Origin of the sequence: Streptomyces nigrescens, from assembly GCF_027626975.1 — a bacterium.
Taxonomy (GTDB): Bacteria; Actinomycetota; Actinomycetes; order Streptomycetales; family Streptomycetaceae; genus Streptomyces; species Streptomyces nigrescens.
This window is the reverse complement of record NZ_CP114203.1, coordinates 8,000,158-8,026,762: the sequence shown is the minus strand read 5'-3', so window position 1 is coordinate 8,026,762 and position 26,605 is coordinate 8,000,158. Positions and strand designations below refer to the sequence as shown.

The following is a 26,605-nucleotide window of genomic DNA, read 5'->3' as shown; positions in this document are numbered from 1 at the left end:
AGGGGTGTAAAGCACCTCGCACAGCGGTCCGGATTTCCCCTTGCCGGAAATCCGCAAGGCCGGTAGCAGAAACACTTTCGGAACATACGTCGTATAAACTCCGCTTACGAGGCAGAGACTTGGCGCCCAGCGTCTCGGCGATCTCACCGTCTCCGGGGCCCAGCGGCTGAGCCCGCCGGCCCTGCTCTGACCCCGCACGCAGACAACGCCGTTTGCACCCGCCACGCTCCACCGTGTCTCCGAGCCACGCTCCGCCGTGTCTCCGAAGTGAGAGGCGACCCACCATGCCGCTGCACCTCCCCCCTGCCCCCGCGCCCGCTCTGCGCAGTGTTCTCGCCGCTCTCGGCTCGCCCACCGCGGTGTGTGACGCCCCTGTCTCCGCGCTGCGCGCCCATCAGGGTCCGCTCAGCCCCGACCACCCGCTGCCCGTCCATGTCTGGGACGACGTCAGCCGGGCCGGCGGCACCCCGCACACCCGACTGGCGGGCTGGCGCTTCCTGGTCCGCGGCGGGGAGCGTGCCGTGGCGACCGCCGAGGCGGTGCTCACCGCGGACGGCTGGACCTTCGGGCGCTTCTGCGGCGGCCCCTACGTCGCCGCGACCGAGCAGGCGCTGGCGCAGGCCGAGTCACTCGCCACGCCCTACCAGCCGCGTCTGCTGTCCGTCCCCGAGCTGTACATGCTCACGCTGTGGCTGCATCACGACCTCACCTCCGACGGCGCGCAGGGGCTGCCCGCGCCCGGTGACCTGCTGATACCTCTGGCGCCTGCCCCGCCGGGCATCGCCGCACACCGCCCGCACCGCATCGCCGATCTGCTCCCCCGGCTCACCCTGCGGCTCACGCCCGCCCCGCTGCTCGCCGAACCCGCCTGACCCGGCAGCGCCGGCGCGCCTTCGCGCGCGGAACCCGGCGCCCGCCGTCCCGCCCGAGCATGCCCCGCGGCCCCGTCCGGCCGCGGGGCGCTCTGTCGTGCTCACCCACGCGGCCTAGTCCGCGGATACCACTCCCAACCCTCTTGGGGAGGAGTGCAATTGGGAGCAACCGCCCGCATGGGTGACGCGTCCGTATCGAGTGAGTACCGCTGCTGCGAAATCCCTGCGGAATCCCGTCCGTGGGGCAACACTGGGACCGACCGAAAGAAACGGGGGAGCGGCCATGAACAGCTCATCGAGCCGCACTACGACGTTCACTTCACCGCAGCGAAAGACAACTTCCATGTGTCAGCACCAACCGCCATGCCCGTCAGCAGACTCCACCGACCGGGAGGCCGCACACCTTGTGGCGCACCATCCGGAGCAAGGCTGGAGCCTGCTCTGCAACGGCGTCCTGCTCTTCGAGGACACCGGTGAGCTGCTCCCGGACGGGCAGGTCATCGCCCCGCACCGCGCCCGGGCCATCGCCGCTGCCTGACCCGCCGCGCCCACCACGTACCACAGGGCCCCCGGCAGATCTGCCGAGGGCCCTTGATGCTGCGGTGACTCAGTTGTCGTACTCGTCCAGCGGCGGGCAGGAGCAGACGAGGTTACGGTCGCCGAAGGCACCGTCGATACGGCGCACCGGCGGCCAGTACTTCTCCGCGGCGTCGACACCGGCCGGGAAGACGGCCTCCTCGCGGGTGTACTGGTGCGCCCAGTCGCCGCCGAGCGCGCCCGCGGTGTGCGGGGCGTTGCGCAGCGGGTTGTCGTCCTTGGCCCACTCCCCCGAGCCGACCTTCTCGATCTCCGCGCGGATGGCGATCATCGCGTCGCAGAACCGGTCCAGCTCACCGAGGTCCTCGCTCTCGGTCGGCTCGATCATCAGCGTGCCGGCCACGGGGAACGACATCGTCGGCGCGTGGAAGCCGTAGTCGATCAGCCGCTTGGCCACATCGTCGATGCTCACACCGGTCGCCTTGGTCAGCGGCCGGACGTCGATGATGCACTCGTGCGCCACCAGACCGCCGGGGCCGGTGTAGAGCACCGGGTAGTGCGGCTCCAGACGCTTGGCGATGTAGTTGGCGCTGAGGACCGCGACCTGAGTGGCGCGCTTGAGGCCCTCGGCGCCCATCAGACGGACGTACGCCCAGGAGATCGGCAGGATGCCGGCCGAGCCCCAGGGAGCTGCCGAGATCGGCCCGACGCCCGTCTCGGGGCCGGCGCCCGGCTGCAGCGGGTGGTTGGGCAGGTACGGCGCCAGGTGGGCGCGGACGCCGACCGGGCCGACACCGGGGCCACCACCGCCGTGCGGGATGCAGAAGGTCTTGTGCAGGTTCAGATGCGAGACATCGCCGCCGAACTTTCCGGGCTCGGCGAGCCCGACCAGCGCGTTGAGGTTGGCGCCGTCGACATAGACCTGGCCGCCGGCCTCGTGCACCGCCGCGCAGATCTGGGTGATGTGCTCCTCGAACACGCCGTGGGTGGAGGGGTAGGTCACCATCAGGACCGCGAGCTCGTCACGGTGCTTCTCGATCTTGGCGTGCAGATCGTCGGTGTCGACCTCGCCGTCCTCACCGGTCTTGACGACGACGACCTTCATTCCGGCCATCACGGCGCTGGCGGCGTTGGTGCCGTGCGCCGAGGACGGGATCAGGCAGACCGTGCGCTGCTCGTCGCCGTTGGCGCGGTGGTAGGCGCGGACGGCCAGCAGACCGGCCAGCTCGCCCTGCGATCCGGCGTTCGGCTGGATGGAGACCTTGTCGTAGCCGGTGACCGTGGCCAGCCGCTCCTCCAGCTCCTGGATCAGCGTGAGGTAGCCCTGGGCCTGGCCGGCCGGCGCGAACGGGTGCAGCTGGCCGAACGCGGGCCAGGTGACCGGCTCCATCTCGGTGGTGGCGTTCAGCTTCATCGTGCAGGAGCCGAGCGGGATCATGCCGCGGTCCAGCGCGTAGTCCTTGTCGGCGAGGGTGCGCAGGTAGCGCAGCATCGCGGTCTCGGAACGGTACTCGTGGAAGACCGGGTGGGCGAGGTAGTCGTCGTGGCGCAGCAGCGCCTGCGGCAGCGCCTCGGCGGCGGCCGCGTCCAGCTGCTCGACGTCACCGTTCACGCCGAAGGCGCCCCAGACGCCCGCCAGCTCCGCACGCCCGGTGGTCTCGTCACAGGCGATGCCGACCAGGTCGGCGTCGACCTGCCAGAGGTTGACCCCGGCCTCACGGGCGGCGGCGACGACCTCGGCGGCCCGGCCGGGCACCCGCGCGGTCAGCGTGTCGAAGTACGCACCGTGCACGATCTCCACCCCGCCGGCCCGCAGGCCCTCGGCGAGGACCGCGGCGTAGCGGTGGGTGCGCCGGGCGATGGTCCGCAGGCCCTCGGGCCCGTGGTAGACCGCATACATCCCGGCCATGACGGCGAGCAGCACCTGCGCGGTGCAGATGTTGCTGGTGGCCTTCTCCCGGCGGATGTGCTGCTCACGGGTCTGCAGCGCCAGGCGGTAGGCCTTGTTGCCGTCGGCGTCGACGGAGACGCCCACCAGACGGCCGGGGAGGCTGCGGGCGAACTGGTCACGGACGGCCATGAAGCCGGCGTGCGGTCCGCCGAAGCCCATCGGGACACCGAAGCGCTGGGTGGTGCCGACGGCGATGTCCGCACCGAGCTCACCGGGCGGGGTCAGCAGCGTCAGGGCGAGCAGATCGGCGGCGACGGTGACGATCGCACCCAGCTCGTGGGCCTGCTCGATGACGGCGCGGGGGTCCCGCACCGCACCGGAGGCGCCCGGGTACTGCAGCAGCACACCGAAGACACCGCGCTCGGCGATCTCGGCCGGAATGCCGTCGGACAGGTCCGCGACCACGACCTCGACGCCCGTGGGCTCCGCGCGGGTCTCGATCACGGCGATCGTCTGCGGCAGACAGTCGGCGTCGACCAGGAAGACGCCCTGCTTGACCTTGCCGACCCGGCGGGACAGCGCCATCGCCTCGGCGGCGGCGGTGCCCTCGTCCAGCAGCGAAGCACCGGAGGTGGGCAGTCCGGTCAGGTCGGCGACCATGGTCTGGAAGTTCAGCAGCGCCTCCAGGCGGCCCTGCGAGATCTCCGGCTGGTAGGGCGTGTACGCCGTGTACCAGGCCGGGTTCTCCATGACATTGCGCAGGATCACCGGCGGGGTGAACGTGCCGTAGTAGCCGAGACCGATCATGGACGACAGGACCTGGTTGCGGTCCGCCAGGCCCTGCAGCTCCTTGAGCACCTCGGCCTCGGTACGGGCATGCGGCAGGCCGAGCGCCTCGGCGCTCTTGATCACATCGGGTACGGCGGCGGCGGTGAGCTCGTCCAGCGACCCGAAGCCGATGTGCGCAAGCATCTTGGCCTGCGCCGCGTGGTCGGGACCGATGTGCCGGCGCTCGAAGGGGGTGCCGCGTTCCAGCTCGGTCAAGGAGATGCGATTGGTGGTCATCTGCGGGGGCCTCCTGGTCAGTACGACCTACGAGGGGCACCACGGCACGGGTGCCCGGACGGCCTCCCCCTCTGTCATCTCAACCTGAGAGCTTCACCGGCCCGCGCGTGGCGGTCCGGCTTTCACCGTCGGTGAGGAGGGGTCCCGGCGCTGTGCCTTCCGTGGCCCGCCCTGCTTTCCAGAGTGACCTCGTCCATGCGGTACATGTGCCTGAGAGATTCCGGGGAGGATTTGCTCCTTCGGCGCCCTGGTCGCGAACGGCAAGGACTCTCCCGCACGGGGTCTGCGGCCAATCGCCAGCCTACCAGCGCGCCACTCGAAGGATCCTTCGAGTGGCCAGGGCATGAAATGTGCCGTTTGGTAGTTGTCACAGGGCAGTTGCGACCAATTGGAGGGGCCGTGCAAACCGATATCGATCCCCGAAGCCTGATCGGCCGCAAAGCGTTCGACCGTAACGGCGCGAAAATAGGGACCATCGACGAGGTCTACCTCGACGATGCGACGGGGGAACCGGAGTGGGCGGCCGTGCGCACCGGACTCTTCAGCCGGGATGCGTTCGTCCCCCTGGAGCCCAGCAAGATGGTCGGTGAGGGCCTGCACATTCCTTACGACCGCAAGCTGATCAAAGACGCGCCGGACTTCGGCGTGGGCCGCCATCTCTCCCCTGAGCAGGAACTTCAGCTCTATCACCACTACCGTCTGGATATTGCTTCCCCGACCGATCCGGTGTCCCCCGGCTCCGGCGACAAGAACTTCGGCAAGATCGCCGGCTCGGACGACTGACCACCCGCCGGCGCCCCGCCCACCAGCGGCAGGGGCTCTCCCGGCCGCAGCGCCGGGTCCTCGACAGCGAAGGTCCGCACCCTCCCCGGTGCGGACCATGGCGTTTCGAAGCGCACGGTCACCCTCCCCACCCCGCTCCCCTGCACCCAGCCGGCGCCGTACTCGTCGTGCACCACGTCCAGCCCCGGATGCCAGCGCCGCGGCCGCTCCTCCTCGGCCTCGTGCGGCTCCGTCCCCCCGGCGGCCTCCTCCGCCGCAGCTGCCGCTGCTGCCGCCGCGGCCTCCTCCGCCTCCCGCTCCGTCGCCAGCTGGGCGAACAGATCCTCCTGTGTGAAGTCCGCCAGGCCACTCACGCCCACGCCCAGCAGCCGCACCCCGCCCGTGGTGTCCACCGTCTCCAGCAGACGCACAGCGGCCTCGCGTATCACCGCCGGGTCGTCGGTGGGCCCACGGAGCGTCTCGGAACGGGTCAGCGTCGAGAAGTCGTAGTTGCGCACCTTGATGACCACCGTGCGCCCGGAGCGCCCCGCCGCCCGCAGCCGCTGTACGCACCGGTCCGCCAGCCGCAGCACCTCGCTCCGCACCCGCGTCCGGTCGGTCAGATCGACCTCGAAGGTGTCCTCGACCGAGATGGACTTCGCGTCCCGCTCGGCCACCACCGGCCGGTCGTCCTGCCCCAGCGCCATCGCATACAGCCCGGCGCCGTGTGCCCTGCCCAGCAGCCGCACCAGCTCTGCCTCACCGGCCTCCGCGGTCTCCGCGACGGTGTGGATCCCGGCCCGGCGCAGTGTCTCGGCCGTCGCGGGGCCCACCCCGGGCAGCGTCCGCACCGTCATCGGGCCCAGCAGCTCCCGTTCGGTGCCCGGCTCGATCACCACCAGCCCGTTCGGCTTGGCCGCTTCGGACGCAATCTTTGCCAGCATCTTGGCCCCGGCCAGCCCCACCGAGCCGGTCAGGCCCGTCGCGGACCGGATGTCGCGCCGCAGCTGCTCCCCCACGGCGCGTACGGCCGCCGTCTCGGCCGGCACCCCACCGGCCTCCAGGTCGACGAACGCCTCGTCCAGGCTCAGCGGCTCCACCAGCGGCGACAGCGCATGCAGCAGCTCCATCACCACCTCACTCACCTGGCGGTACAGCGTGAAGCGAGGACTGAGATAGGCGGCATTGGGGCACAGCCGGCGCGCCTGGGCCGTCGGCATCGCGGAGCGGACACCGAAGACCCGGGCCTCGTACGAGGCCGTGGAGACCACGCCGCGCGCGCCGATCCCGCCGACCACCACGGGTTTGCCGCGCAGGCTCGGCTTGGCCGCCTGCTCGGCGGCCGCGAAGAACGCATCCATGTCCAGATGCAGGATCGTCGGGGCAGGTCTCACATCTCCGATGCTGCCCCATGCCACTGACAATCGGCCCGATGCCGGGCCGGGCACTCCGCCGGGACTCAGCCAGCCCGGTTGCGCCGCCGCGCCAGCTCGTCGTGCGGGTTCTTCCCCACCAGCGTCTCGCCGGTGTCCACACGCTCCCCGTGGAGCTGTGACAGCGCGCCCTCCACGTCGCGCCACACCACGCCCACGGCGATCCCGAAGACGCCCTGGCCGCCCTGGAGCAGATCCACGACCTGGTCGGGCGAGGTGCACTCGTAGACCGTCGCGCCATCGCTCATCAGCGTCATCCGCGTCAGATCCGCCAGCCCGCGCGAGCGCAGATGCTGCACGGCGGTGCGGATGTTCTGCAGCGACACCCCGGTGTCCAGCAGCCGCTTGACGATCTTCAGGACCACGACGTCCCGGAAGCTGTAGAGCCGCTGGGTGCCGGAGCCGTACGCAGGCCGGATGCTCGGCTCCACCAGGCCCGTACGCGCCCAGTAGTCGAGCTGCCGGTAAGTGATGCCCGCTGCCGCACAAGCGGTCGGGCCGCGATAGCCAATGTTCTGCGCCTCGCAGTCCCCCGACACCGCCGCGGCCGGTGCCGGGGCAGGGTTCGCTGCTGCGCCCGAGTGGAGCGGCAACGCCCCTTCCGCCGCCATACCGTCGCCGGTGATTGCCACGCCGCCCTCCGTCCTCCACGTCCCGGACGGGACCTGCCATATCGACGGTATGCAGTCACTCGGGGTGCGTCAACGATCGCCGCGCTCGCCACGCCGAGTGATAATCACCCTACGAGTGGTTTCTCGTGACCTCGCACAGGGAAGGGCTCATTGTTTGGCCGGAAACAGGCGGTTCGCCTGGCCGATTCACTGGCTGTTGGTCCCGAAGTCCTCGGGCGAGATCTGATCGAGGAACTCGCGGAACTTCTCCACCTCGTCCTCCTGCTCGTCCGGGATGGCGATCCCCGCGTCGTCCAGCACACCGTCGGTACCGAAGATCGGCGTGCCGGTGCGCAAAGCCAGCGCTATCGCGTCCGACGGACGCGCACTGACCTCGACCCCGCTCGCGAAGACAAGTTCGGCATAGAAAACCCCCTCGCGCAGATCCGTGATGCGGACCTGCGTCAGCTCCTGGCCCACCGCTTCGAGCACGTCCTTGAAAAGGTCGTGCGTCAGCGGCCTGGCAGGGACCATGCCCTGCTGGGCGAAGGCGATGGCGGTGGCCTCCCCTGGCCCGATCCAAATGGGCAAGTATCGGTCGCCTCCCACCTCCCGCAGGAGCACGATCGGTTGGCTGGAAGGCATTTCCACCCGGACACCCACGACGTCGAGCTCGTTCACACAGCAACCCTAGGACGTGCCCGGCCGGTTTGGGTAGTCGGGCACTCGTTTGCTCGCTACAGCCGGACCCGCAGAGCGCTCTGCACCAAGGCCGCATGCAGCCGTACGGACAGCGTTGCCAGCTCCCTGGCGGTGGCTTCGGCATGGGCCCTGGTCTGCGGGTTACGGTGCCGCCGAAGGGGTGCAACGACCTGTTCGACCAGGCCCGCCTCGCGTTCGGCCGCCGCCTTCACCGCACGCAGATGCCGCGGCTCCAGACCGAATCGGCCCAGGTCCGCGACAAGTTTGGCCACCGTGACGGCCTCGAGGTCGTATCCGCCGTCCGCATGGGGGACGATGAGTCCGTAGGACTCCCAGTCGGCGAGCGCCGCCTCGTCCACCTCCGCGGCGGCCAGCAGCTCGGCCCGGCCGATCCGGGCAGCCGTAGGGCGCTCCGCACCGGGGTCGTGCACGCCCTCGACAAGATCGCGGGAGGGTGCGGCCGGGGCCGGCAGCGGCACCTGCTCACCGCGCTCCAGGGCGTCCAGATGCTCCCGGATGACCTTCAGCGGCAGATAGTGGTCCCGCTGCATCCGCAGGACGGCAGCCAGCCGCTCGACGTCCGCCGGTGTGAATTTGCGGTAGCCGGAAGGCGTGCGCTTCGGTTCGACCAGCCCCTCGGCCTCCAGGAAGCGAATCTTGGAGATGGTGACCTCGGGAAACTCCTCGCGCAGCGCGGTGAGCACCGTGCCGATGCTCACCGGCTTGCCGTCCGAGGAGGCGGCGCCGGCAAAACCGGCGCCGCCTTTCGGTGTATCGCGCATATGCCTTCCCCGGCCGGTCAGATACCGGCGCCTCGCTGGCTCGCGTAGAAGACCAGGCGGAACTTGCCGATCTGGACCTCGTCGCCGGTGGCGAGGGCAACGGAGTCGATCCGCTCACGGTTGACGTAGGTGCCGTTCAGGCTGCCGACGTCGGCGACCGTGAAGAGGCCGTCCGGGCCGCGACGGAATTCCACATGACGGCGCGAGACCGTCACATCGTCGAGGAAGATGTCGCCCTGCGGGTGCCGGCCCGCCGTCGTCAGCTCGCTGTCCAGCAGGAAGCGGCTGCCCGCGTTCGGTCCCCGGCGGACGACCAGCAGCGCCGATCCCAACGGGAGAGCGTCCACGGCCGCCTGGGCCTCGGGCGACAGCGACGGTGCCAGATTCTGGCCCGTCGTCTCCGAGTCGTAGGCCTCCAGCCCCGAAATGGAGATGGTCGACGTCGTCTCGGACGCCCGCTCGGGCTGAGCGCCCGCACGCAGAGGCGCGCCACAGTTGGAGCAGAACCGGCTCGCCTCGGCGTTCTGGTTCCCACACCTCGTACAAACCGGCAAGGCGGACCCTCCACCCGTGTGTGCGGCTGATGGTTCCTGGGAACCTATGCGGCCGGCACCGGAGGGGTCAACAGAACCCGCGCCGTACCCCCCGGACGGACCGCTGACCTCATCACGGAAGAGCGGACGGCCCTCGGCCGCACCGCTCTCGTCGGGCTGGCGCGGGGCGGCATGCCGCGCGGAGCCGCTGCCGCCCTCCTGGCGTGCGCTCTTGCCGAACAGCTTTCCAAACAACTTCACGGGCGATTCCCCTTGAACGAAACAGACCCGCCCGTGGGGCAGGACGAACCCTCGATGCACACACCGGCCCATCCGGACATCCTGTGAACGTCCGTGGCCTTCAGACAGTTTCCACCACACACCACACGCACAGTGCGTCGACCCCCCGCTACCTCATGCCCTTCCTGGGCACTCGACATACGTGCACGCCTCACTGAGATGACAACCGAGCGTAGTCAGGCCGCTTCGCCTCTCGCAAGGCGTTCACAATGATCTTCTCCTCACGGGTCACAGACACCTTGGCCTGCTCCTTTTCCAGCGTCTGGACCACTCCGCCGGGGATGTTCAGCGCCGGTTCCAAGTCCTCCGGCTTGCCGATGACCTTGAAGCGGAACGGCTGCATGACGGACTTGCCGTCGATCTCCACGCCACCCCGGACATCCGAGAGGGAGCTGTCCGCGACGACCCGGACATCATTGACCTGGATGGCCTCCGCGCCGGCCGCCCGCAGCTCCTGGATGGTGTCCAGCAGCTTGTCCGCCTCGACGGAGTGCGTCGGGTCGTCGATGGTCAGGTTGATGCCGGGCCCTTGCGCCGCGACGGTCCCGGCCAGCACGCCCAGCTGCTGTTCCTTCTCCACGGTCTGCTTACGGGCCTCCTCGGCCTGGTCCGAGCTGTTCGCCAGCTCGGTCTTCTGCCCTTCCAGGCGCCGCTGTTCGTCGGTCAACCGCTGGGAGCGATTGTCCAGCTCGTCCAGAATGCGCACCAAGTCCTCCTGGCGCGCACCTCGCAGCGCACTGCTGTCACTTGTGGAACGTACCTGAATTGCCAGGCCGAGACCGAGAATGAACAGGAGCAGCGCAACGATCAGTTGAGCCCGGGTCAGCCGCGGCGGCCACAGACTCGCAACGAGCCGCTCCCGACCCGTCTTCGGGCGTTCCGCACTCCCGTCGTCATCGGCAACGACGTCCGGAGTCGAGGAGTCTGCCCCTTTGCCCTGCTTCTGTCCAGCACTGTCCGGTTCCTGGTTCTCGGCTCCGTCGCCGGACTCCGCAGGCTCGGAGGTGTTCCGGCTCTCCGGCGGCATCGGCCGCCGGCCCGCCGGACCGCGCTCCTCGTCCGGCTCCGGCCGCTCCGCCTTCTTCTCCAGCTCCGGCCGCTGCGGCTTGTTCTCCTGCTCCGGCGTCTTCTCCGGCTCCGGCTTCTTGCCCGGCTGCGGGGTCTCGTCCTCGGTCATCCGCCTCACGCCCTGAAGACGTGCCGGCGGATGGCGGCGGCGTTGGAGAAGATCCGGATACCCAGCACCACGACGACGCCGGTGGACAGTTGAGCACCGACGCCCAACTTGTCGCCGAGGAAGACGATCAGCGCGGCGACGACGACATTCGACAGGAAGGAGACCACAAAGACCTTGTCGTCGAAGATGCCGTCCAGCATGGCGCGCAGACCGCCGAACACGGCATCCAGCGCCGCGACGACAGCGATCGGCAAGTAGGGCTCGACCACCGTCGGCACCACGGGTCGGACGACAAGCCCGACCACGACTCCCACGATGAGGCCCAATACGGCGATCACGATGTGCCCTTCCCTGTGTCGGCGCCGTCCGCCTTGGCGGCACCGGCCTGCGGCTTTGCGGTACGTACGATCAAGCTGGGCGCGGGCGGCAGCGTGACCTCGTTCTCAGCGGAAATCCTGGTGCGCACGCCGTAGTTCTCCTGCAGCACATGCAGGTACTGACCGTCGGCGCTGTCCTGGAACGCGGTGCTCAGCCGCTGCCCGTCCCCCACCGCCAGCACCGTATAAGGCGGCACCAGTGGCTTGTTGTCGACCAGTATGGCGTCTCCCGCGGCTCTGATCGCCGAGAGTGACGTAAGCCGCTGTCCATTGACGGAGATGGCCTCCGCACCGGACGCCCACAGGCCGTTGACAACGCGTTGCATATCCCTGTCGCGTACCCGCCCGGTGTCCGAAAAACCACTGCTCTCGCGCGGACCGCCGCCGCTGGACGCCGCACCCTTCGCATCGTCCACGACGAGTTTCACACCGGGACCGGTGACCTGGGTCGAACCGGACAGCAGGGCCAGTAGTTCGGCCTTGTCGCCACCGTGCTTCTTCAGGGCGTCGCGCTGCATCCTGCTGACGTCGTCCCGGAGCGCATCGACCCGCTTCTGCTGTTCGTCCGCCTCGCCGGTGCCCTTCTGGATGCGGTTGATCAGTTCCTCGCGCTCCTTGGCGAGCGTCGGTGCTGATATCCGCGCCTGCGCCGCCCCCACCGTCACGACGATCGCGGCCAGCACCAAACCGGCCGCAAGGCCCAACTTCGCCCGCAAAGTACGCGGCAGACCTCGCACCCCGGCTTCGGACTTCCGCGCGGCGGCCTCGGCGTATCCGTCGTCGAGACTGTGATCCATCACGTTGGTCAGCAGCGACATGGACGCATCGGGGCGCGCGGCCGGCGTGTTCGGGTTGCTCCGATCGGGGCGCTGCTGCGACATGCCGCACATCGTCGCACGTCGGCCGCGCGGTCTCCCAATGGCCCCACCGGCGTGCCGATTCACGGCCCGCCGGTGGAGCCCCGGTCAGCGTCCTGCGCTGTCCACCACGGCGGACCACTCGTCCAGCAGCTGCTGAGCGGAGGCGTCATCCGGCCCTTCCGCCCACAGGTGCGTCACCGCCTCAGCGGGGTCCGGCAGCACCAGAACCCAACGGCCGTCGGACTCCACGACCCGCACGCCGTCGGTGGTGTCCACGTCCCGGTCGCCGGCGGCCTCGACGACATGCCGCATGACCAGGCCCTTGACGGCCCAGGGGGTGGCCAGGTCCCGGCGCTGGACATGCGCCCGCGGGATCCGCGCGTCGATCTGGCTGAGCGTGAGCTGGGTACGGGCGACCAGACCGATCAGCCGGACGAAGGCGGCCGCGCCGTCGAAGACGCTGCTGAACTCCGGAATGATGAAGCCGCCCATGCCGTCCCCGCCGAAGACCGTGCCGTCGGCGCGGCCCACCCGGGTCAGATCGTCGGGCGAGGTCGTCGTCCACTCCACCTGCGTCCCGTGATACGCCGCCACCTGCTCGGCGATCCGGGTCGTGGTCACCGGCAGCGCCACCCGGCCGGTGCGCCGCTCGGCCGCGACCAGATCCAGCATGACCAGCAGTGCGCGGTCGTCCTCGATGATCCGGCCTCGCTCGTCCACCAGGGAGAGCCGCTCGCCGACGGGGTCGAAGCGCACACCGAAGGCGGCTCGCGCCGAGGCCACGATCTCGCCGAGCCGGACGAGCCCGGCGCGCCGGGCGTCAGGGGTCTCGGTCGGCCGGGATTCATCGAGCCCGGGGTTGATGGTCAGGGAGTCGACACCGAGCCGTCCCAGAAGGCTGGGCAGCACCAGGCCCGCGCTGCCGTTGGAGGCGTCCACGACGACCTTCAGCCCGGACTCGGCGATGCCCGTGGTGTCCACGGCCCGCAGCAGCGACCCGGTGTAGGAGTCGAAGACGCTGGCCGGGAAGATCAGATCACCGATCTCGCCGGGGAAGGCGCGACGGTACTCCTGGCGGGCGAAGACCCGGTCGAGCTTGCGCTGCCCGGCCTGCGAGAGGTCGGCACCCCGCTCGTCGAAGAACATGATGTCCACGGAGTCCGGCACACCGGGCGTCGTACGGACCATGATCCCGCCGGCACTGCCCCGCGCGGTCTGCTGGCGGGCGACGGGCAACGGGACGTTCTCCAGGTCGCGTACGTCGATGGCGCTGGCCTGCAGCGCGGAGATCACGGCACGCTTGAGCGCCCGGGCGCCACGGGAGTGGTCGCGCGCGGTGGTGACCGTGGAACCCTTCTTCAGCGTGGTGGCATACGCGCCCGCGAGCCGCACCGCGAGTTCCGGTGTGATCTCGACATTGAGGATCCCGGACACCCCGCGGGCACCGAACAGATGCGCCTGGCCGCGGGACTCCCAGATCACCGACGTATTGACGAACGCACCGGCCTCGATGGTCTTGAACGGATAGACCCGCACATTCCCCTGGACGATCGACTCTTCACCGATCAGACACTCATCACCGATGACGGCGCCGTCCTCGATCCGGGCGGCCCGCATGATGTCGGTGTTCTTGCCGATCACACAGCCGCGCAGATTGCTCTGCTGACCGATGTAGACGTTGTCGTGCACTACGGCCCGGTGGAGGAACGCACCGCTCTTGACGACGACATTGGAGCCGACGACGGTGTGCTCACGAAGCTCCACACCCGCTTCGATCTTGGCGTAGTCGCCGATGTACAGCGGACCGCGCAGCACCGCGTCCGAATGGACCTCGGCGCCCTCCGCGACCCAAACACCCGGCGAGATCTCGAAGCCGTCGATTTCGACATCGACCTTGCCTTCGAGCACATCGGCCTGGGCCTTCACATAGCTCTCATGTGTGCCGACGTCCTCCCAGTAGCCCTCGGCGATATAGCCGTAGATCGGCTTGCCTTCCTTCATGAGCTGCGGAAAGACATCCCCGGACCAGTCGACCGACACGTCGGGCTCGAAATAGTCGAAGACCTCCGGCTCCATGACGTAGATGCCGGTGTTGACGGTGTCCGAGAAGACCTGACCCCAGGTGGGCTTTTCCAGGAAGCGTTCGACCTTGCCGGCCTCGTCGACGATGGTGATGCCGAATTCGAGCGGGTTGGGGACCCGCGTGAGGCAGACGGTGACAAGAGCGCCCTTTTCCTTGTGGAACCGGATCAGATCCGTGAGATCGAAGTCGGTGAGGGCATCACCGGAGATGACGAGGAAGGCGTCGTCCTTGAGGGCTTCCTCGGCGTTCTTCACGCTGCCTGCGGTGCCGAGCGGCTTTTCCTCATTGGCGTAGGTGAGCTCCATTCCGAGCTCTTCTCCGTCGCCGAAATAGTTCTTGACGAGGGAGGCAAGGAATTGCACGGTCACGACGGTCTCGTTGAGACCATGCCGCTTCAGCAGCCTGAGCACATGCTCCATGATCGGCCTATTGACGACCGGAAGCAGGGGCTTGGGCATGCTGGACGTCATGGGGCGAAGGCGTGTTCCTTCGCCGCCGGCCATCACAACGGCCTTCATGTCGGAAGCGTCCTCCTCTAAGAGACGACGGTCTTGCCGACTTCACTTGTCCAGAACGCCCACTGTTCCTGCTATCGCGTACGGGCGCCGGGCCTTGGCACCAGCTGCCGGTCCGGAAAGCTCAGTCGGCCGTGGAGTCCGCTCTGATGAGTCGGCGGACCTGGACCACGTAGAGGATTCCTGCCCACCAGTACAGCGCCGTACCCCATCCTGCGAACGCCCATCCGAAAACCGCAGCAAGCGTGTGAAGCCAGCCGCTTCCGCTGCTCAGGAGGAGCAACGGGAAGGCGTACATCAAGTTGAACGTAGCCGCTTTGCCCAGGAAGTTCACCTGGGGAGGCCCGTATCCGTGGCGTCCGAGGAATCCGATCGCGATGAGCAGCATCAGTTCCCGTGCCAGCAGCGCCGCGGTCAGCCAGACCGGCAGGATCTCGCGCCAGGTCAGACCGACGAGGGTGGAGAGGATGTAGAGGCGGTCGGCGGCCGGGTCGAGGATCCGGCCCAGACTGCTGATCTGGTTCCAGCGCCGGGCGAGCTTGCCGTCCAGATAGTCACTGACGCCGCTCAGCGCGAGGACCAGCAGCGCCCAGCCATCGGCCTTCGGGCCACCGAATACCGGCCACAGGATCAACCACAGGAACAACGGCACGCCGAGGAGGCGAGCCATGCTCAGGATATTCGGGATGGTGAGGACGCGATCCGTCTGGACCCGCGTCTCCTGGACCTCCACGCGGAAGCCTCCTGTGGGAAATGTACCAACGATGCCCCTTGACCTTACCTGTACCGCTGGCGACGCCGTGCCGCGGGTCCCAAGATCACAGAAACGCGAAAAAGCCCCTTCGGAACTTTCGTTCCGAAGGGGCTTTCTCAAAATTTGTTCGGCGGCGTCCTACTCTCCCACAGGGTCCCCCCTGCAGTACCATCGGCGCTGAAAGGCTTAGCTTCCGGGTTCGGAATGTAACCGGGCGTTTCCCTAACGCAATGACCACCGAAACACTATGAAGTTAACCAACCCGGCAAAGACACAGGTCGTTACTTCAGAACCTACACAGTGGACGCGAGCAACTGAGGACAAGCCCTCGGCCTATTAGTACCAGTCAACTCCACCCGTTACCGGGCTTCCATATCTGGCCTATCAACCCAGTCGTCTACTGGGAGCCTTAACCCCTCAAAGGAGGTGGGAGTCCTCATCTCGAAGCAGGCTTCCCGCTTAGATGCTTTCAGCGGTTATCCTTTCCGAACGTAGCCAACCAGCCATGCCCTTGGCAGGACAACTGGCACACCAGAGGTTCGTCCGTCCCGGTCCTCTCGTACTAGGGACAGCCCTTCTCAAGACTCCTACGCGCACAGCGGATAGGGACCGAACTGTCTCACGACGTTCTAAACCCAGCTCGCGTACCGCTTTAATGGGCGAACAGCCCAACCCTTGGGACCGACTCCAGCCCCAGGATGCGACGAGCCGACATCGAGGTGCCAAACCATCCCGTCGATATGGACTCTTGGGGAAGATCAGCCTGTTATCCCCGGGGTACCTTTTATCCGTTGAGCGACGGCGCTTCCACAAGCCACCGCCGGATCACTAGTCCCTACTTTCGTACCTGCTCGACCCGTCAGTCTCACAGTCAAGCTCCCTTGTGCACTTACACTCAACACCTGATTGCCAACCAGGCTGAGGGAACCTTTGGGCGCCTCCGTTACTCTTTAGGAGGCAACCGCCCCAGTTAAACTACCCACCAGACACTGTCCCTGATCCGGATCACGGACCCAGGTTAGACATCCAGCACGACCAGAGTGGTATTTCAACAATGACTCCACAACCACTGGCGTGGCCGCTTCAAAGTCTCCCACCTATCCTACACAAGCCGAACCGAACACCAATATCAAGCTATAGTAAAGGTCCCGGGGTCTTTCCGTCCTGCTGCGCGAAACGAGCATCTTTACTCGTAATGCAATTTCACCGGGCCTATGGTTGAGACAGTCGAGAAGTCGTTACGCCATTCGTGCAGGTCGGAACTTACCCGACAAGGAATTTCGCTACCTTAGGATGGTTATAGTTACCACCGCCGTTTACTGGCGCTTAAGTTCTCAGCTTCGCCAACCCGAAAGTTGACTAACCGGTCCCCTTAACGTTCCAGCACCGGGCAGGCGTCAGTCCGTATACATCGCCTTACGGCTTCGCACGGACCTGTGTTTTTAGTAAACAGTCGCTTCTCGCTGGTCTCTGCGGCCACCACCAGCTCAGAGTGCAAGACTCATCACCAGCAATGGCCCCCCTTCTCCCGAAGTTACGGGGGCATTTTGCCGAGTTCCTTAACCATAGTTCACCCGAACGCCTCGGTATTCTCTACCTGACCACCTGAGTCGGTTTAGGGTACGGGCCGCCATGAAACTCGCTAGAGGCTTTTCTCGACAGCATAGGATCATCCACTTCACCACAATCGGCTCGGCATCAGGTCTCAGCCTTAACGTGTGACGGATTTACCTACCACACGGCCTACACCCTTACCCCGGGACAACCACCGCCCGGGCTGGACTACCTTCCTGCGTCACCCCATCGCTTACCTACTACCACCTTGGATCGGCGGCTCCACCACGTCCCTTTGTCCGAAGACTCCAGGCCGGCTTCACGGCCTTAGCATTAATGGATTCGATATTGGGCGTTTCAAAGCGGGTACCGGAATATCAACCGGTTGTCCATCGACTACGCCTGTCGGCCTCGCCTTAGGTCCCGACTTACCCTGGGCAGATCAGCTTGACCCAGGAACCCTTAGTCAATCGGCGCACACGTTTCCCACGTGTGTATCGCTACTCATGCCTGCATTCTCACTCGTGAACCGTCCACAACTCGTTTCCACGGCTGCTTCACCCGGCACACGACGCTCCCCTACCCATCACAGCGGGCGTTGGCCCTCATGCTGCAATGACACGACTTCGGCGGTGTGCTTGAGCCCCGCTACATTGTCGGCGCGGAATCACTTGACCAGTGAGCTATTACGCACTCTTTCAAGGATGGCTGCTTCTAAGCCAACCTCCTGGTTGTCTCTGCGACTCCACATCCTTTCCCACTTAGCACACGCTTAGGGGCCTTAGTCGATGCTCTGGGCTGTTTCCCTCTCGACCATGGAGCTTATCCCCCACAGTCTCACTGCCGCGCTCTCACTTACCGGCATTCGGAGTTTGGCTAAGGTCAGTAACCCGGTAGGGCCCATCGCCTATCCAGTGCTCTACCTCCGGCAAGAAACACACGACGCTGCACCTAAATGCATTTCGGGGAGAACCAGCTATCACGGAGTTTGATTGGCCTTTCACCCCTAACCACAGGTCATCCCCCAGGTTTTCAACCCTGGTGGGTTCGGTCCTCCACGAAGTCTTACCTCCGCTTCAACCTGCCCATGGCTAGATCACTCCGCTTCGGGTCTTGGGCACGCTACTCAACGCCCTATTCGGACTCGCTTTCGCTACGGCTTCCCCACACGGGTTAACCTCGCAACATACCGCAAACTCGCAGGCTCATTCTTCAAAAGGCACGCAGTCACGACGCAGAGACAAGTCTCTGCGCGACGCTCCCACGGCTTGTAGGCACACGGTTTCAGGTACTATTTCACTCCGCTCCCGCGGTACTTTTCACCATTCCCTCACGGTACTATCCGCTATCGGTCACCAGGGAATATTTAGGCTTAACGGGTGGTCCCGCCAGATTCACACGGGATTTCTCGGGCCCCGTGCTACTTGGGTGGTTCTCAAGCAAGCCGTTGATGTTTCAGCTACGGGGGTCTTACCCTCTACGCCGGACCTTTCGCATGTCCTTCGCCTACACCAACGGTTTCTGACTTGCCTCACAGCCGGCAGACTGCAAAAGAGAACTCCCACAACCCCAACCACGCAACCCCTGCCGGGTATCACACGTGACTGGTTTGGCCTCATCCGGTTTCGCTCGCCACTACTCCCGGAATCACGGTTGTTTTCTCTTCCTGCGGGTACTGAGATGTTTCACTTCCCCGCGTTCCCTCCACACTGCCTATGTGTTCAGCAGCGGGTGACAGCCCATGACGACTGCCGGGTTTCCCCATTCGGACACCCCCGGATCAAAGCTCGGTTGACAGCTCCCCGGGGCCTATCGTGGCCTCCCACGTCCTTCATCGGTTCCTGGTGCCAAGGCATCCACCGTGCGCCCTTAAAAACTTGGCCACAGATGCTCGCGTCCACTGTGCAGTTCTCAAGCAACGACCAGCCACCCACCACCCCAACCCGAAGGCTGAGTTCACTGGGGCCGGCATCGCGAAGGTCCAGACTCAAGTCCGTACCCTCAGATACCCAACAGCGCGCCCGGCCCGACCAGTTGAAGACTCACGTTCCACGCCGAAGCAGTACTAATGATCCCAACCGACCGTGCCGAATAGTCAACGTTCCACCCATGAGCTAACCACCGTCGAACATTTGCCGACGTAGTGGCTCTGGATCTCTTGCGAGATCTAGATGCTCCTTAGAAAGGAGGTGATCCAGCCGCACCTTCCGGTACGGCTACCTTGTTACGACTTCGTCCCAATCGCCAGTCCCACCTTCGACGATTCCCTCCCACAAGGGGTTGGGCCACCGGCTTCGGGTGTTACCGACTTTCGTGACGTGACGGGCGGTGTGTACAAGGCCCGGGAACGTATTCACCGCAGCAATGCTGATCTGCGATTACTAGCAACTCCGACTTCATGGGGTCGAGTTGCAGACCCCAATCCGAACTGAGACCGGCTTTTTGAGATTCGCTCCACCTCGCGGTATCGCAGCTCATTGTACCGGCCATTGTAGCACGTGTGCAGCCCAAGACATAAGGGGCATGATGACTTGACGTCGTCCCCACCTTCCTCCGAGTTGACCCCGGCAGTCTCCTGTGAGTCCCCATCACCCCGAAGGGCATGCTGGCAACACAGAACAAGGGTTGCGCTCGTTGCGGGACTTAACCCAACATCTCACGACACGAGCTGACGACAGCCATGCACCACCTGTACACCGACCACAAGGGGGACCCTGTCTCCAGGGTTTTCCGGTGTATGTCAAGCCTTGGTAAGGTTCTTCGCGTTGCGTCGAATTAAGCCACATGCTCCGCTGCTTGTGCGGGCCCCCGTCAATTCCTTTGAGTTTTAGCCTTGCGGCCGTACTCCCCAGGCGGGGAACTTAATGCGTTAGCTGCGGCACGGACGACGTGGAATGTCGCCCACACCTAGTTCCCAACGTTTACGGCGTGGACTACCAGGGTATCTAATCCTGTTCGCTCCCCACGCTTTCGCTCCTCAGCGTCAGTATCGGCCCAGAGATCCGCCTTCGCCACCGGTGTTCCTCCTGATATCTGCGCATTTCACCGCTACACCAGGAATTCCGATCTCCCCTACCGAACTCTAGCCTGCCCGTATCGAATGCAGACCCGGGGTTAAGCCCCGGGCTTTCACATCCGACGTGACAAGCCGCCTACGAGCTCTTTACGCCCAATAATTCCGGACAACGCTTGCGCCCTACGTATTACCGCGGCTGCTGGCACGTAGTTAGCCGGCGCTTCTTCTGCAGGTACCGTCACTCTCGCTTCTTCCCTGCTGAAAGAGGTTTACAACCCGAAGGCCGTCATCCCTCACGCGGCGTCGCTGCATCAGGCTTTCGCCCATTGTGCAATATTCCCCACTGCTGCCTCCCGTAGGAGTCTGGGCCGTGTCTCAGTCCCAGTGTGGCCGGTCGCCCTCTCAGGCCGGCTACCCGTCGTCGCCTTGGTAGGCCATCACCCCACCAACAAGCTGATAGGCCGCGGGCTCATCCTTCACCGCCGGAGCTTTCCACCACCAGACCATGCGGTCGGTAGTCGTATCCGGTATTAGACCCCGTTTCCAGGGCTTGTCCCAGAGTGAAGGGCAGATTGCCCACGTGTTACTCACCCGTTCGCCACTAATCCCCTCCCGAAGGAGGTTCATCGTTCGACTTGCATGTGTTAAGCACGCCGCCAGCGTTCGTCCTGAGCCAGGATCAAACTCTCCGTGAATGTTTACCCGTAATCGGGTCAACACACACGAGAGCGGAACGAGTGGGCGGAATAAGCCCTCTCGTTCACAGCGTCCTCGCTGTGTGTGCCACCCCGACCGCTTGGGCCGTGGTGGGCTTTTCAAAGGAACCTCATCCTCCGGAGTGTTTCCGGTGGACGGGGTATCAACATATCTGGCGTTGACTTTTGGCACGCTGTTGAGTTCTCAAGGAACGGACGCTTCCTTTGTTCCTGTTTCACCAGGATCTCCGGGCGCTTCCCTTCGGTGTTTCACACTCTATCAGGCCTTTTCCGGCTTCCGAACCGCTGCTTTTCTGCAGGCACGCAGAAAGCGCAATTCTTGAGTCGCGATCAAGACGCTAGGAGTGCCGCCCACCTCAACCGGACGCAGTTGATTGCGTCCTGGCTGTCCGGGGCAGGTGTCAGACAGTACAGCTCTGGTGTGGGCGAGGCAAATCGATTCGGCGGGACTCGCGGACTGCAACCGGCGTCTCTCATGCGGAACCGTCAGTTCTTATGACTTACGCTTCTGAACGGTGCGCCGTCCAGGACAGGTAGTGACGGCGGCCTGATGAATCTCCACCCCTGGGAGGCTTCCCATGACCACCGTGACGTCCCCTCTTGCCGGACGCGCCATCGGACTCGCGGCTGTGCCCGACCCGGTGTTCTCCGGAGCGATGGTGGGTCCCGGTACCGCCATCGATCCGGTGCGTGAGCCGTCCGCCGCTGTTTCGCCCGTGGACGGTGTCCTCGTATCGCTGCACCCGCATGCGTTCGTCGTCGTCGACTCCGAGGGGCACGGTGTGCTCACCCACCTCGGTATTGACACCGTTCAGCTCAATGGCGAGGGCTTCGAGCTGCTTGTGAACAAGGGCGACACCGTTACCCGCGGCCAGGAGGTCGTGCGCTGGAACCCGGCCGCTGTGGAGCAGGCCGGGAAGTCGCCGGTGTGCCCGGTCGTCGCGCTGGAGGCCACTGCGGACTCGCTCGGCGAGGTGCGTGAGGACGGCGACGTCAAGGCGGGCGACCAGCTCTTCTCCTGGCAGTAGCGCCGGGGGCTCCCCCCAACGGCAGGTACGACATCCATCGCGGCGGCGCGGGCCGTCGCATCAACCGGAGACGGGTGCAATGGAGACAACGCTGCGAGGCGTCGGCGTCAGCCACGGTGTGGCGATCGGCGAGGTGCGGCACATGGGCACGGCGGTTCTTGAGCCGCCGGCCAAGCAGATTCCGGCGGACGAGGCGGAGCGCGAACAGGGGCGTGCCCGTCAGGCCGTGGAAGCTGTGGCTGCTGACCTGATAGCTCGGGGAAATCTGGCGGGCGGTGAGGCGCAGGCCGTGCTGGAGGCACAGGCCATGATGGCGCAGGACCCCGAGCTGATGGCGGATGTCGAGCGGCGGATCGCCGTCGGCAGCACCGCCGAGCGCGGTGTCTATGACGCGTTCGCCGCCTACCGGGCGCTGCTGGCGGGTGCCGGTGAGTACCTCGCGGGCCGGGTGGCCGACCTCGATGACGTGCGGAACCGTATCGTCGCGCGGCTGCTGGGTGTGCCGATGCCGGGTGTGCCGGACAGTGACGAGCCGTATGTGCTGATCGCGCGCGATCTGGCGCCGGCCGACACGGCGTTGCTCGACCCGACGCTGGTGCTCGGGTTCGTGACCGAGGAGGGCGGGCCGACCAGCCACAGCGCGATTCTTGCGCGGGCGCTGGGGGTGCCGGCGATCGTCGCGCTGCCCGGTGCGGGTGAGCTCGTCGAGGGCACGGTCATCGCCGTCGACGGCAGCACCGGTGAGGTCTTCGTGGAGCCGAGCTCCGAGAAGCGGGCGGCGCTGGAGCAGGCCGCGGCGGAGCGGAAGGCGGCGCTGGCGGCGTCGTCCGGTCCGGGGGCCACCTCCGACGGGCACAAGGTGCCGCTGCTGGCGAATGTCGGCGGGCCCGGTGATGTGGCCGCGGCGGTCGAGGCCGGGGCCGAGGGTGTCGGGCTCTTCCGTACCGAGTTCCTTTTCCTGGACGACAGCAAGAAGGCGCCGTCGGAGGAGAAGCAGGTCGATGCGTACCGCAAGGTGCTGGAGGCCTTCCCCGAGGGGCGGGTCGTGGTGCGGGTGCTCGACGCCGGGGCCGACAAGCCGCTGGACTTCCTGACGCCGGCCGATGAGCCCAACCCCGCGCTGGGTGTGCGGGGTCTGCGGACGCTGCTGGACCACCCCGATGTGCTGCGTACGCAGCTGACGGCGTTGGCGAAGGCGGCCGAGGGGCTGCCGGTCTACCTCGAGGTCATGGCGCCGATGGTGGCGGACCGGATCGACGCCAAGGCGTTCGCGGACGCATGCCGGGAGGCCGGGCTGCAGGCGAAGTTCGGGGCGATGGTGGAGATCCCGTCCGCGGCGCTGCGGGCGCGGTCGATTCTGCAGGAGGTCGAGTTCCTTTCGCTGGGGACCAATGACCTGGCGCAGTACACCTTTGCCGCCGACCGTCAGGTGGGTGCCGTCTCGCGGCTGCAGGATCCCTGGCAGCCGGCGCTGCTGGACCTCGTGGCGGTGTCGGCCGAGGCCGCGAAGGCCGAGGGCAAGAGCTGTGGTGTCTGTGGTGAGGCGGCCTCCGATCCGCTGTTGGCGTGTGTGCTGACGGGGCTCGGTGTGACCAGCCTTTCGATGGGTGCGGCGTCGATTCCCTACGTACGGTCCACGCTGTCGAAGCACACGCTGGCGCAGTGTGAGCGGGCGGCGGCCGCGGCGCGTGCCGCGGACACCGCCGACGATGCGCGGGCCGCCGCGCAGGCGGTGCTCTCCGGGGAGTGACCGCGCGCGGCGCGTGCGTCGCAGGAGCGTTGATGGCCGTCCCGCCCTTTGTGGCGGGGCGGCCGTGCTGTTGCGGTGGGCGGTGCGGTCAGTCGTGGTGGTGGGGGTCGGGTGGGGGTGTGAGGGGGAGGCCGGGGGCGTAGTCGACGCCGTGCTCGGGTGGGATCGGTTCGCCGGTGTCGGCGTCGGTGCAGTAGGCGGTGAAGACCTCGGCGGCGCTGAGGGCGCGGGGCCAGGAGTCGCGGAGGGACCAGCCGCGGACCGTGTCCTGGGCGGGGTCGCCGGTGGTGTCGTGGCCGGCGGGGCCGTGGGTGGTGCGGGAGACGATGCCGCCGGGGGTGCGCAGGGCGAAGCCGGCGGCGAGGACCGTGCAGAAGATGAGGGTGTCGGATTCGGCGAGCCGGCGCCGGGTGCCCTCCTGGGCGGTGGCTTGCAGGACCGCCAGGAGGGACGGGTCTCCGGTGGCGACGGAGCAGACGAGGTGGTGGGTGCCGCTGCCGAGGGTTTCGAGGAGCTGCTGGAGGGCTTGGGTGGCGCGGGCGAAGGCGGCGTGGGCGAGGTCTTCGCCGCACTCCGGGCAGTCGCCGGCGCGGGCCAGGACGGCGGAGGCGTGGTCCCAGGTCGCCTGGCGGCCGGCTTCTTCGACGAGCAGCGGGAGCAGCCGGCTCAGCGGTTCGCCCTGGTAGGTCAATGTCGCGCCGGTGCGGGCGACTTCGGCGGTGTAGCGGCTGCGGCTGTCGGGGCGGTCGGGGTCCAGGGCGAGGTCGGCGCAGTATTTCTCGTAGGCGAGCGGGTCGAAGAGGCTGATGGTCGTGAGCACGCCCTGGGAGGCGAGGGTGCGCAGCAGGCGCTCCATCTGCTGGAGGTAGCTGCGGTGGTCGTCGAACGGGAAGGTGCGGTAGCGGCGCATGGCACGGAAGTCCTGCTCGTCGGCCAGGACTGCGGCGGCGCTGGGGACTTCGCGGCGTAGTTTGCGGCGGGCGGCGGACTGGTCGGTGTACTTGGACGTGGCTGTCATGACTCCCCCTGGTGAGATGCGTCCGGCGCTGAGCGTGTGCGGGCCGGACGCCACTTGTCACTGAGAGTAATCGGGGGGTCTGACAATGCGGCCGACGCCGGGCCGGAGGCCGTGCGGGCCTACGGCCCGGCGCCGGGCGGGCCTACTGCGTGCGGTCGGTGGCGCGGTCGCGGGCCACCTGCTCGTAGAAGCGGAGCAGTTCGAGGTTGTCAACGGAGCCGGGGTTGACGGCCTTGTCGAGGGGGGTGCCCTGGAGGAGGCGTTTGACCGGGACCTCGATGCGCTTGCCGGTGAGGGTGTGCGGTACGCCGGGGGCTTCGATGATGTCGTCGGGGACGTGCCGTGGGGAGAGCTCTTCGCGGATGGTGCGCTTGACGCGGTCGCGGAGGGCGTCGTCGAGGGTGGCGCCGGGGGCGAGGTGGACGAAGAGCGGCATCCAGTAGCCGCCGTCGGGGAGTTCCAGGCCGATGACGAGGGATTCGCGGATCTCGGGGAGCCGTTCGACGGCTTCGTAGATGTCGGCGGAGCCCATCCGGACGCCCTGGCGGTTGAGGGTGGAGTCGGAGCGGCCGTGGATGACGACGCTGCCGCGGGGGGTGACGGTGATCCAGTCGCCGTGCCGCCAGACTCCGGGGTACATGTCGAAGTAGCTGTCGTGGTAGCGGGTGCCGTCGGGGTCGTTCCAGAAGCGGGTGGGCATGGACGGCATGGGGTTGGTGACGACGAGTTCGCCGACCTCGTCGATGACCGGTTTGCCCTGGGGGTCCCAGGCCTGCAGGTCGGTGCCGAGGCAGGCTGCCTGGAGTTCGCCGATGTGGACGGGGAGGGTGGGGACGGCGCCGGCGAAGCAGCTGCAGACGTCGGTGCCGCCGCTGACGGAGGCGGTCCACAGGTCGGTGCCGCCCTCCGTGAAGCAGTCGTGCAGCCAGCGGAAGCCGTCCGGCGGGAGCGGGGAGCCGGTGGTGGCGACGCAGGTGATGGCGGAGAGGTCGAGGTCGCGGGCCGGGTGGATACCGGCCTTGCGGCAGGCCATGACGTAGGCGGCGGAGGTGCCGAAGACGGTGGCGCGGGTGGTTTCGGCGACCCGCCATTGGGCGGAGATGTCGGGGTGGCCGGGGCTGCCGTCGTAGAGCACGATCGTGGAGCCCACCAGGAGGCCGGCGACGAGGAAGTTCCACATCATCCAGCCGGTGGAGGTGTACCAGAAGAACCGGTCCTCGGGGCCGAGGTCGCAGTGCAGGCCGGTCTGCTTGAGGTGTTCGAGCAGGATGCCGCCCTGGGACTGGACGATGGCCTTGGGCAGGCCGGTGGTGCCGGAGGAGTACAGGACCCACAGCGGGTGGTCGAACGGGACCTGTTCGAAGACCGGTTCGGTGTCGTTCGAGGTCAGGTCCGACCAGTTCACGGCGCCTTCGGGGGCGGGGGTGCCGAGCAGCGGGATGTGGACGACGGCGCGCAGGGTGGGCAGTTCGTTGCGGAGTTCGGCGACGGTGTCGCGGCGGTCGTGTTCCTTGCCGCCGTAGTGGTAGCCGTCGACGGTGAACAGGACGACCGGTTCGATCTGCTGGAAGCGGTCCAGCACGCTGCGGGCGCCGAAGTCGGGGGCGCAGGAGGTCCATACGGCGCCGACCGCGGCGGTGGCGAGGAGCGCGACGACGGCCTGCGGGATGTTCGGGACGTAGGCGCTGACGCGGTCGCCGGGGCGGACGCCGAGGCGGCGGAGCTCGGCGGCCAGCGAGCCGACCTGGGCGCGCAGGTCAGTCCAGGTGACGGGGGTCGGCTCATGGGTCTCGTCGACGTACAGCAGCGCGGGTGCGTCGGCGCGGGCCGGGTCCTCCGCGGCGCGCAGGGCGTGCTCGGCGTAGTTGAGGGTGGCGCCGGGGAACCAGCGGGCGCCGGGCATCGCACGGTCGGCGAGGACGGTCTCGTACGGGGTGGCGAAGCGGACGTCGAACCACTCCGCGGTGGCCTGCCAGAAGGCGGGGAGGTCGCTGACGGACCAGTGGTGCAGGTCGGCGTAGCTCGTTGCGGGGTCGCCGGGGGTGGGGGCGGGTGCGCCGTGGTGCGCGGCCGCCCAGGTGTGGAAGCGGGTGACCTGTGCGCCGGCGATGCGGTCCGGGCCTGGTTGCCAGAGCGGTTCCGGCTGGTGGGCGGACTGCGGTGCGGTGGTCATGATGCGGCTCCCGGGCGATACGCGTCGTGGGCGTCGGGCGCGCACAGCGGTGGGGGTCCCCCGGCCCAGTGGGTGGGCGTGTGCGCGTGACACGGC

18 protein-coding genes, 3 rRNA genes and 1 riboswitch are annotated in these 26,605 nt (G+C 67.0%); of the genes, 5 read left to right on the top strand and 16 right to left on the bottom strand.

From position 1 onward, the window contains the following. Nucleotides 1–284 precede the first annotated feature (284 nt). Nucleotides 285–872 (top strand): hypothetical protein, encoded by a 588-nt coding sequence (locus STRNI_RS35625; protein ID WP_159490727.1) that lies wholly within the window; start codon nucleotides 285–287, stop codon nucleotides 870–872. A gap of 343 nt (nucleotides 873–1,215) precedes the next feature. Next, nucleotides 1,216–1,410 carry a DUF5999 family protein gene (locus STRNI_RS35620; protein WP_026170299.1) on the top strand — a complete coding sequence of 65 codons (195 nt, stop codon included), beginning with the start codon at nucleotides 1,216–1,218 and terminating at the stop codon, nucleotides 1,408–1,410. Nucleotides 1,411–1,479: 69 nt separating this feature from the next. Here the strand turns inward: STRNI_RS35620 and gcvP are convergent, their stop codons facing one another. After that, on the bottom strand, nucleotides 1,480–4,365 hold the full coding sequence (gene gcvP / locus STRNI_RS35615) for an aminomethyl-transferring glycine dehydrogenase (RefSeq protein ID WP_159490725.1): 2,886 nt from the start codon (nucleotides 4,363–4,365) through the stop codon (nucleotides 1,480–1,482). 188 nt (nucleotides 4,366–4,553) lie between these two features. Continuing rightward, nucleotides 4,554–4,650, bottom strand: a riboswitch (glycine riboswitch). A gap of 114 nt (nucleotides 4,651–4,764) precedes the next feature. Here gcvP and STRNI_RS35610 point away from each other — a divergent pair. Beyond that, nucleotides 4,765–5,148 (top strand): PRC-barrel domain-containing protein, encoded by a 384-nt coding sequence (locus tag STRNI_RS35610; RefSeq protein WP_266441702.1) that lies wholly within the window; start codon nucleotides 4,765–4,767, stop codon nucleotides 5,146–5,148. On the opposite strand, the gene STRNI_RS35605 is transcribed toward STRNI_RS35610, so the two are convergent. From STRNI_RS35605 to STRNI_RS35545, 13 genes are all read right to left on the bottom strand, one after another. After that, entirely contained in the window at nucleotides 5,058–6,521 is a 1,464-nt protein-coding gene (locus STRNI_RS35605; RefSeq protein ID WP_277412689.1) for a DNA polymerase IV, read from the bottom strand. The genes STRNI_RS35610 and STRNI_RS35605 overlap by 91 nt on opposite strands. Before the next feature lie 65 nt (nucleotides 6,522–6,586). Beyond that, nucleotides 6,587–7,192, bottom strand: a complete 606-nt coding sequence (locus STRNI_RS35600) for a MerR family transcriptional regulator (protein ID WP_018093277.1) — start codon at nucleotides 7,190–7,192, stop codon at nucleotides 6,587–6,589. A gap of 186 nt (nucleotides 7,193–7,378) precedes the next feature. Beyond that, nucleotides 7,379–7,852 (bottom strand): bifunctional nuclease family protein, encoded by a 474-nt coding sequence (locus STRNI_RS35595; protein ID WP_006606439.1) that lies wholly within the window; start codon nucleotides 7,850–7,852, stop codon nucleotides 7,379–7,381. 56 nt (nucleotides 7,853–7,908) lie between these two features. Beyond that, on the bottom strand, nucleotides 7,909–8,655 hold the full coding sequence (ftsR, locus tag STRNI_RS35590) for a transcriptional regulator FtsR (protein WP_159490721.1): 747 nt from the start codon (nucleotides 8,653–8,655) through the stop codon (nucleotides 7,909–7,911). A 17-nt stretch (nucleotides 8,656–8,672) separates the two neighbouring features. Further along, entirely contained in the window at nucleotides 8,673–9,521 is an 849-nt protein-coding gene (locus STRNI_RS35585; RefSeq protein ID WP_078518836.1) for an FHA domain-containing protein, read from the bottom strand. Between the two features lie 118 nt (nucleotides 9,522–9,639). After that, nucleotides 9,640–10,665, bottom strand: coding sequence for a DUF881 domain-containing protein (locus STRNI_RS35580; protein ID WP_159490719.1), 1,026 nt, complete (start codon nucleotides 10,663–10,665; stop codon nucleotides 9,640–9,642). 5 nt (nucleotides 10,666–10,670) lie between these two features. Then, complete coding sequence (locus STRNI_RS35575) at nucleotides 10,671–11,003, bottom strand: small basic family protein (protein WP_003984969.1); 333 nt, start codon at nucleotides 11,001–11,003, stop codon at nucleotides 10,671–10,673. Beyond that, nucleotides 11,000–11,932 (bottom strand): DUF881 domain-containing protein, encoded by a 933-nt coding sequence (locus tag STRNI_RS35570; protein WP_174876484.1) that lies wholly within the window; start codon nucleotides 11,930–11,932, stop codon nucleotides 11,000–11,002. The genes STRNI_RS35575 and STRNI_RS35570 overlap by 4 nt, the downstream gene beginning before the upstream one ends. Nucleotides 11,933–12,007: 75 nt before the next feature. After that, nucleotides 12,008–14,503, bottom strand: coding sequence for a mannose-1-phosphate guanyltransferase (locus STRNI_RS35565; RefSeq protein ID WP_026170303.1), 2,496 nt, complete (start codon nucleotides 14,501–14,503; stop codon nucleotides 12,008–12,010). A 121-nt stretch (nucleotides 14,504–14,624) separates the two neighbouring features. Beyond that, nucleotides 14,625–15,233, bottom strand: coding sequence for a cardiolipin synthase ClsA (gene clsA, locus STRNI_RS35560; protein WP_018093283.1), 609 nt, complete (start codon nucleotides 15,231–15,233; stop codon nucleotides 14,625–14,627). 146 nt (nucleotides 15,234–15,379) lie between these two features. Beyond that, nucleotides 15,380–15,496: ribosomal RNA gene (rrf, locus tag STRNI_RS35555) — 5S ribosomal RNA — on the bottom strand. Nucleotides 15,497–15,570: 74 nt separating this feature from the next. Then, nucleotides 15,571–18,691, bottom strand: a 23S ribosomal RNA gene (locus tag STRNI_RS35550). A gap of 299 nt (nucleotides 18,692–18,990) precedes the next feature. Beyond that, a 16S ribosomal RNA gene (locus STRNI_RS35545) occupies nucleotides 18,991–20,519 on the bottom strand. Together the 16S, 23S and 5S rRNA genes form the textbook arrangement of a ribosomal RNA operon. 599 nt (nucleotides 20,520–21,118) lie before the next feature. Between STRNI_RS35545 and STRNI_RS35540 the strand changes: the two genes are divergently transcribed. Then, entirely contained in the window at nucleotides 21,119–21,568 is a 450-nt protein-coding gene (locus STRNI_RS35540) for a PTS sugar transporter subunit IIA (protein ID WP_018090628.1), read from the top strand. Nucleotides 21,569–21,647: 79 nt separating this feature from the next. Beyond that, nucleotides 21,648–23,318, top strand: a complete 1,671-nt coding sequence (gene ptsP / locus STRNI_RS35535) for a phosphoenolpyruvate--protein phosphotransferase (protein WP_018090629.1) — start codon at nucleotides 21,648–21,650, stop codon at nucleotides 23,316–23,318. A gap of 88 nt (nucleotides 23,319–23,406) precedes the next feature. Here the strand turns inward: ptsP and STRNI_RS35530 are convergent, their stop codons facing one another. Further along, nucleotides 23,407–24,336 (bottom strand): hypothetical protein, encoded by a 930-nt coding sequence (locus STRNI_RS35530; protein WP_159490715.1) that lies wholly within the window; start codon nucleotides 24,334–24,336, stop codon nucleotides 23,407–23,409. A gap of 142 nt (nucleotides 24,337–24,478) precedes the next feature. After that, entirely contained in the window at nucleotides 24,479–26,509 is a 2,031-nt protein-coding gene (locus tag STRNI_RS35525) for an acetoacetate--CoA ligase (protein WP_018090631.1), read from the bottom strand. Nucleotides 26,510–26,605: the final 96 nt, after the last annotated feature.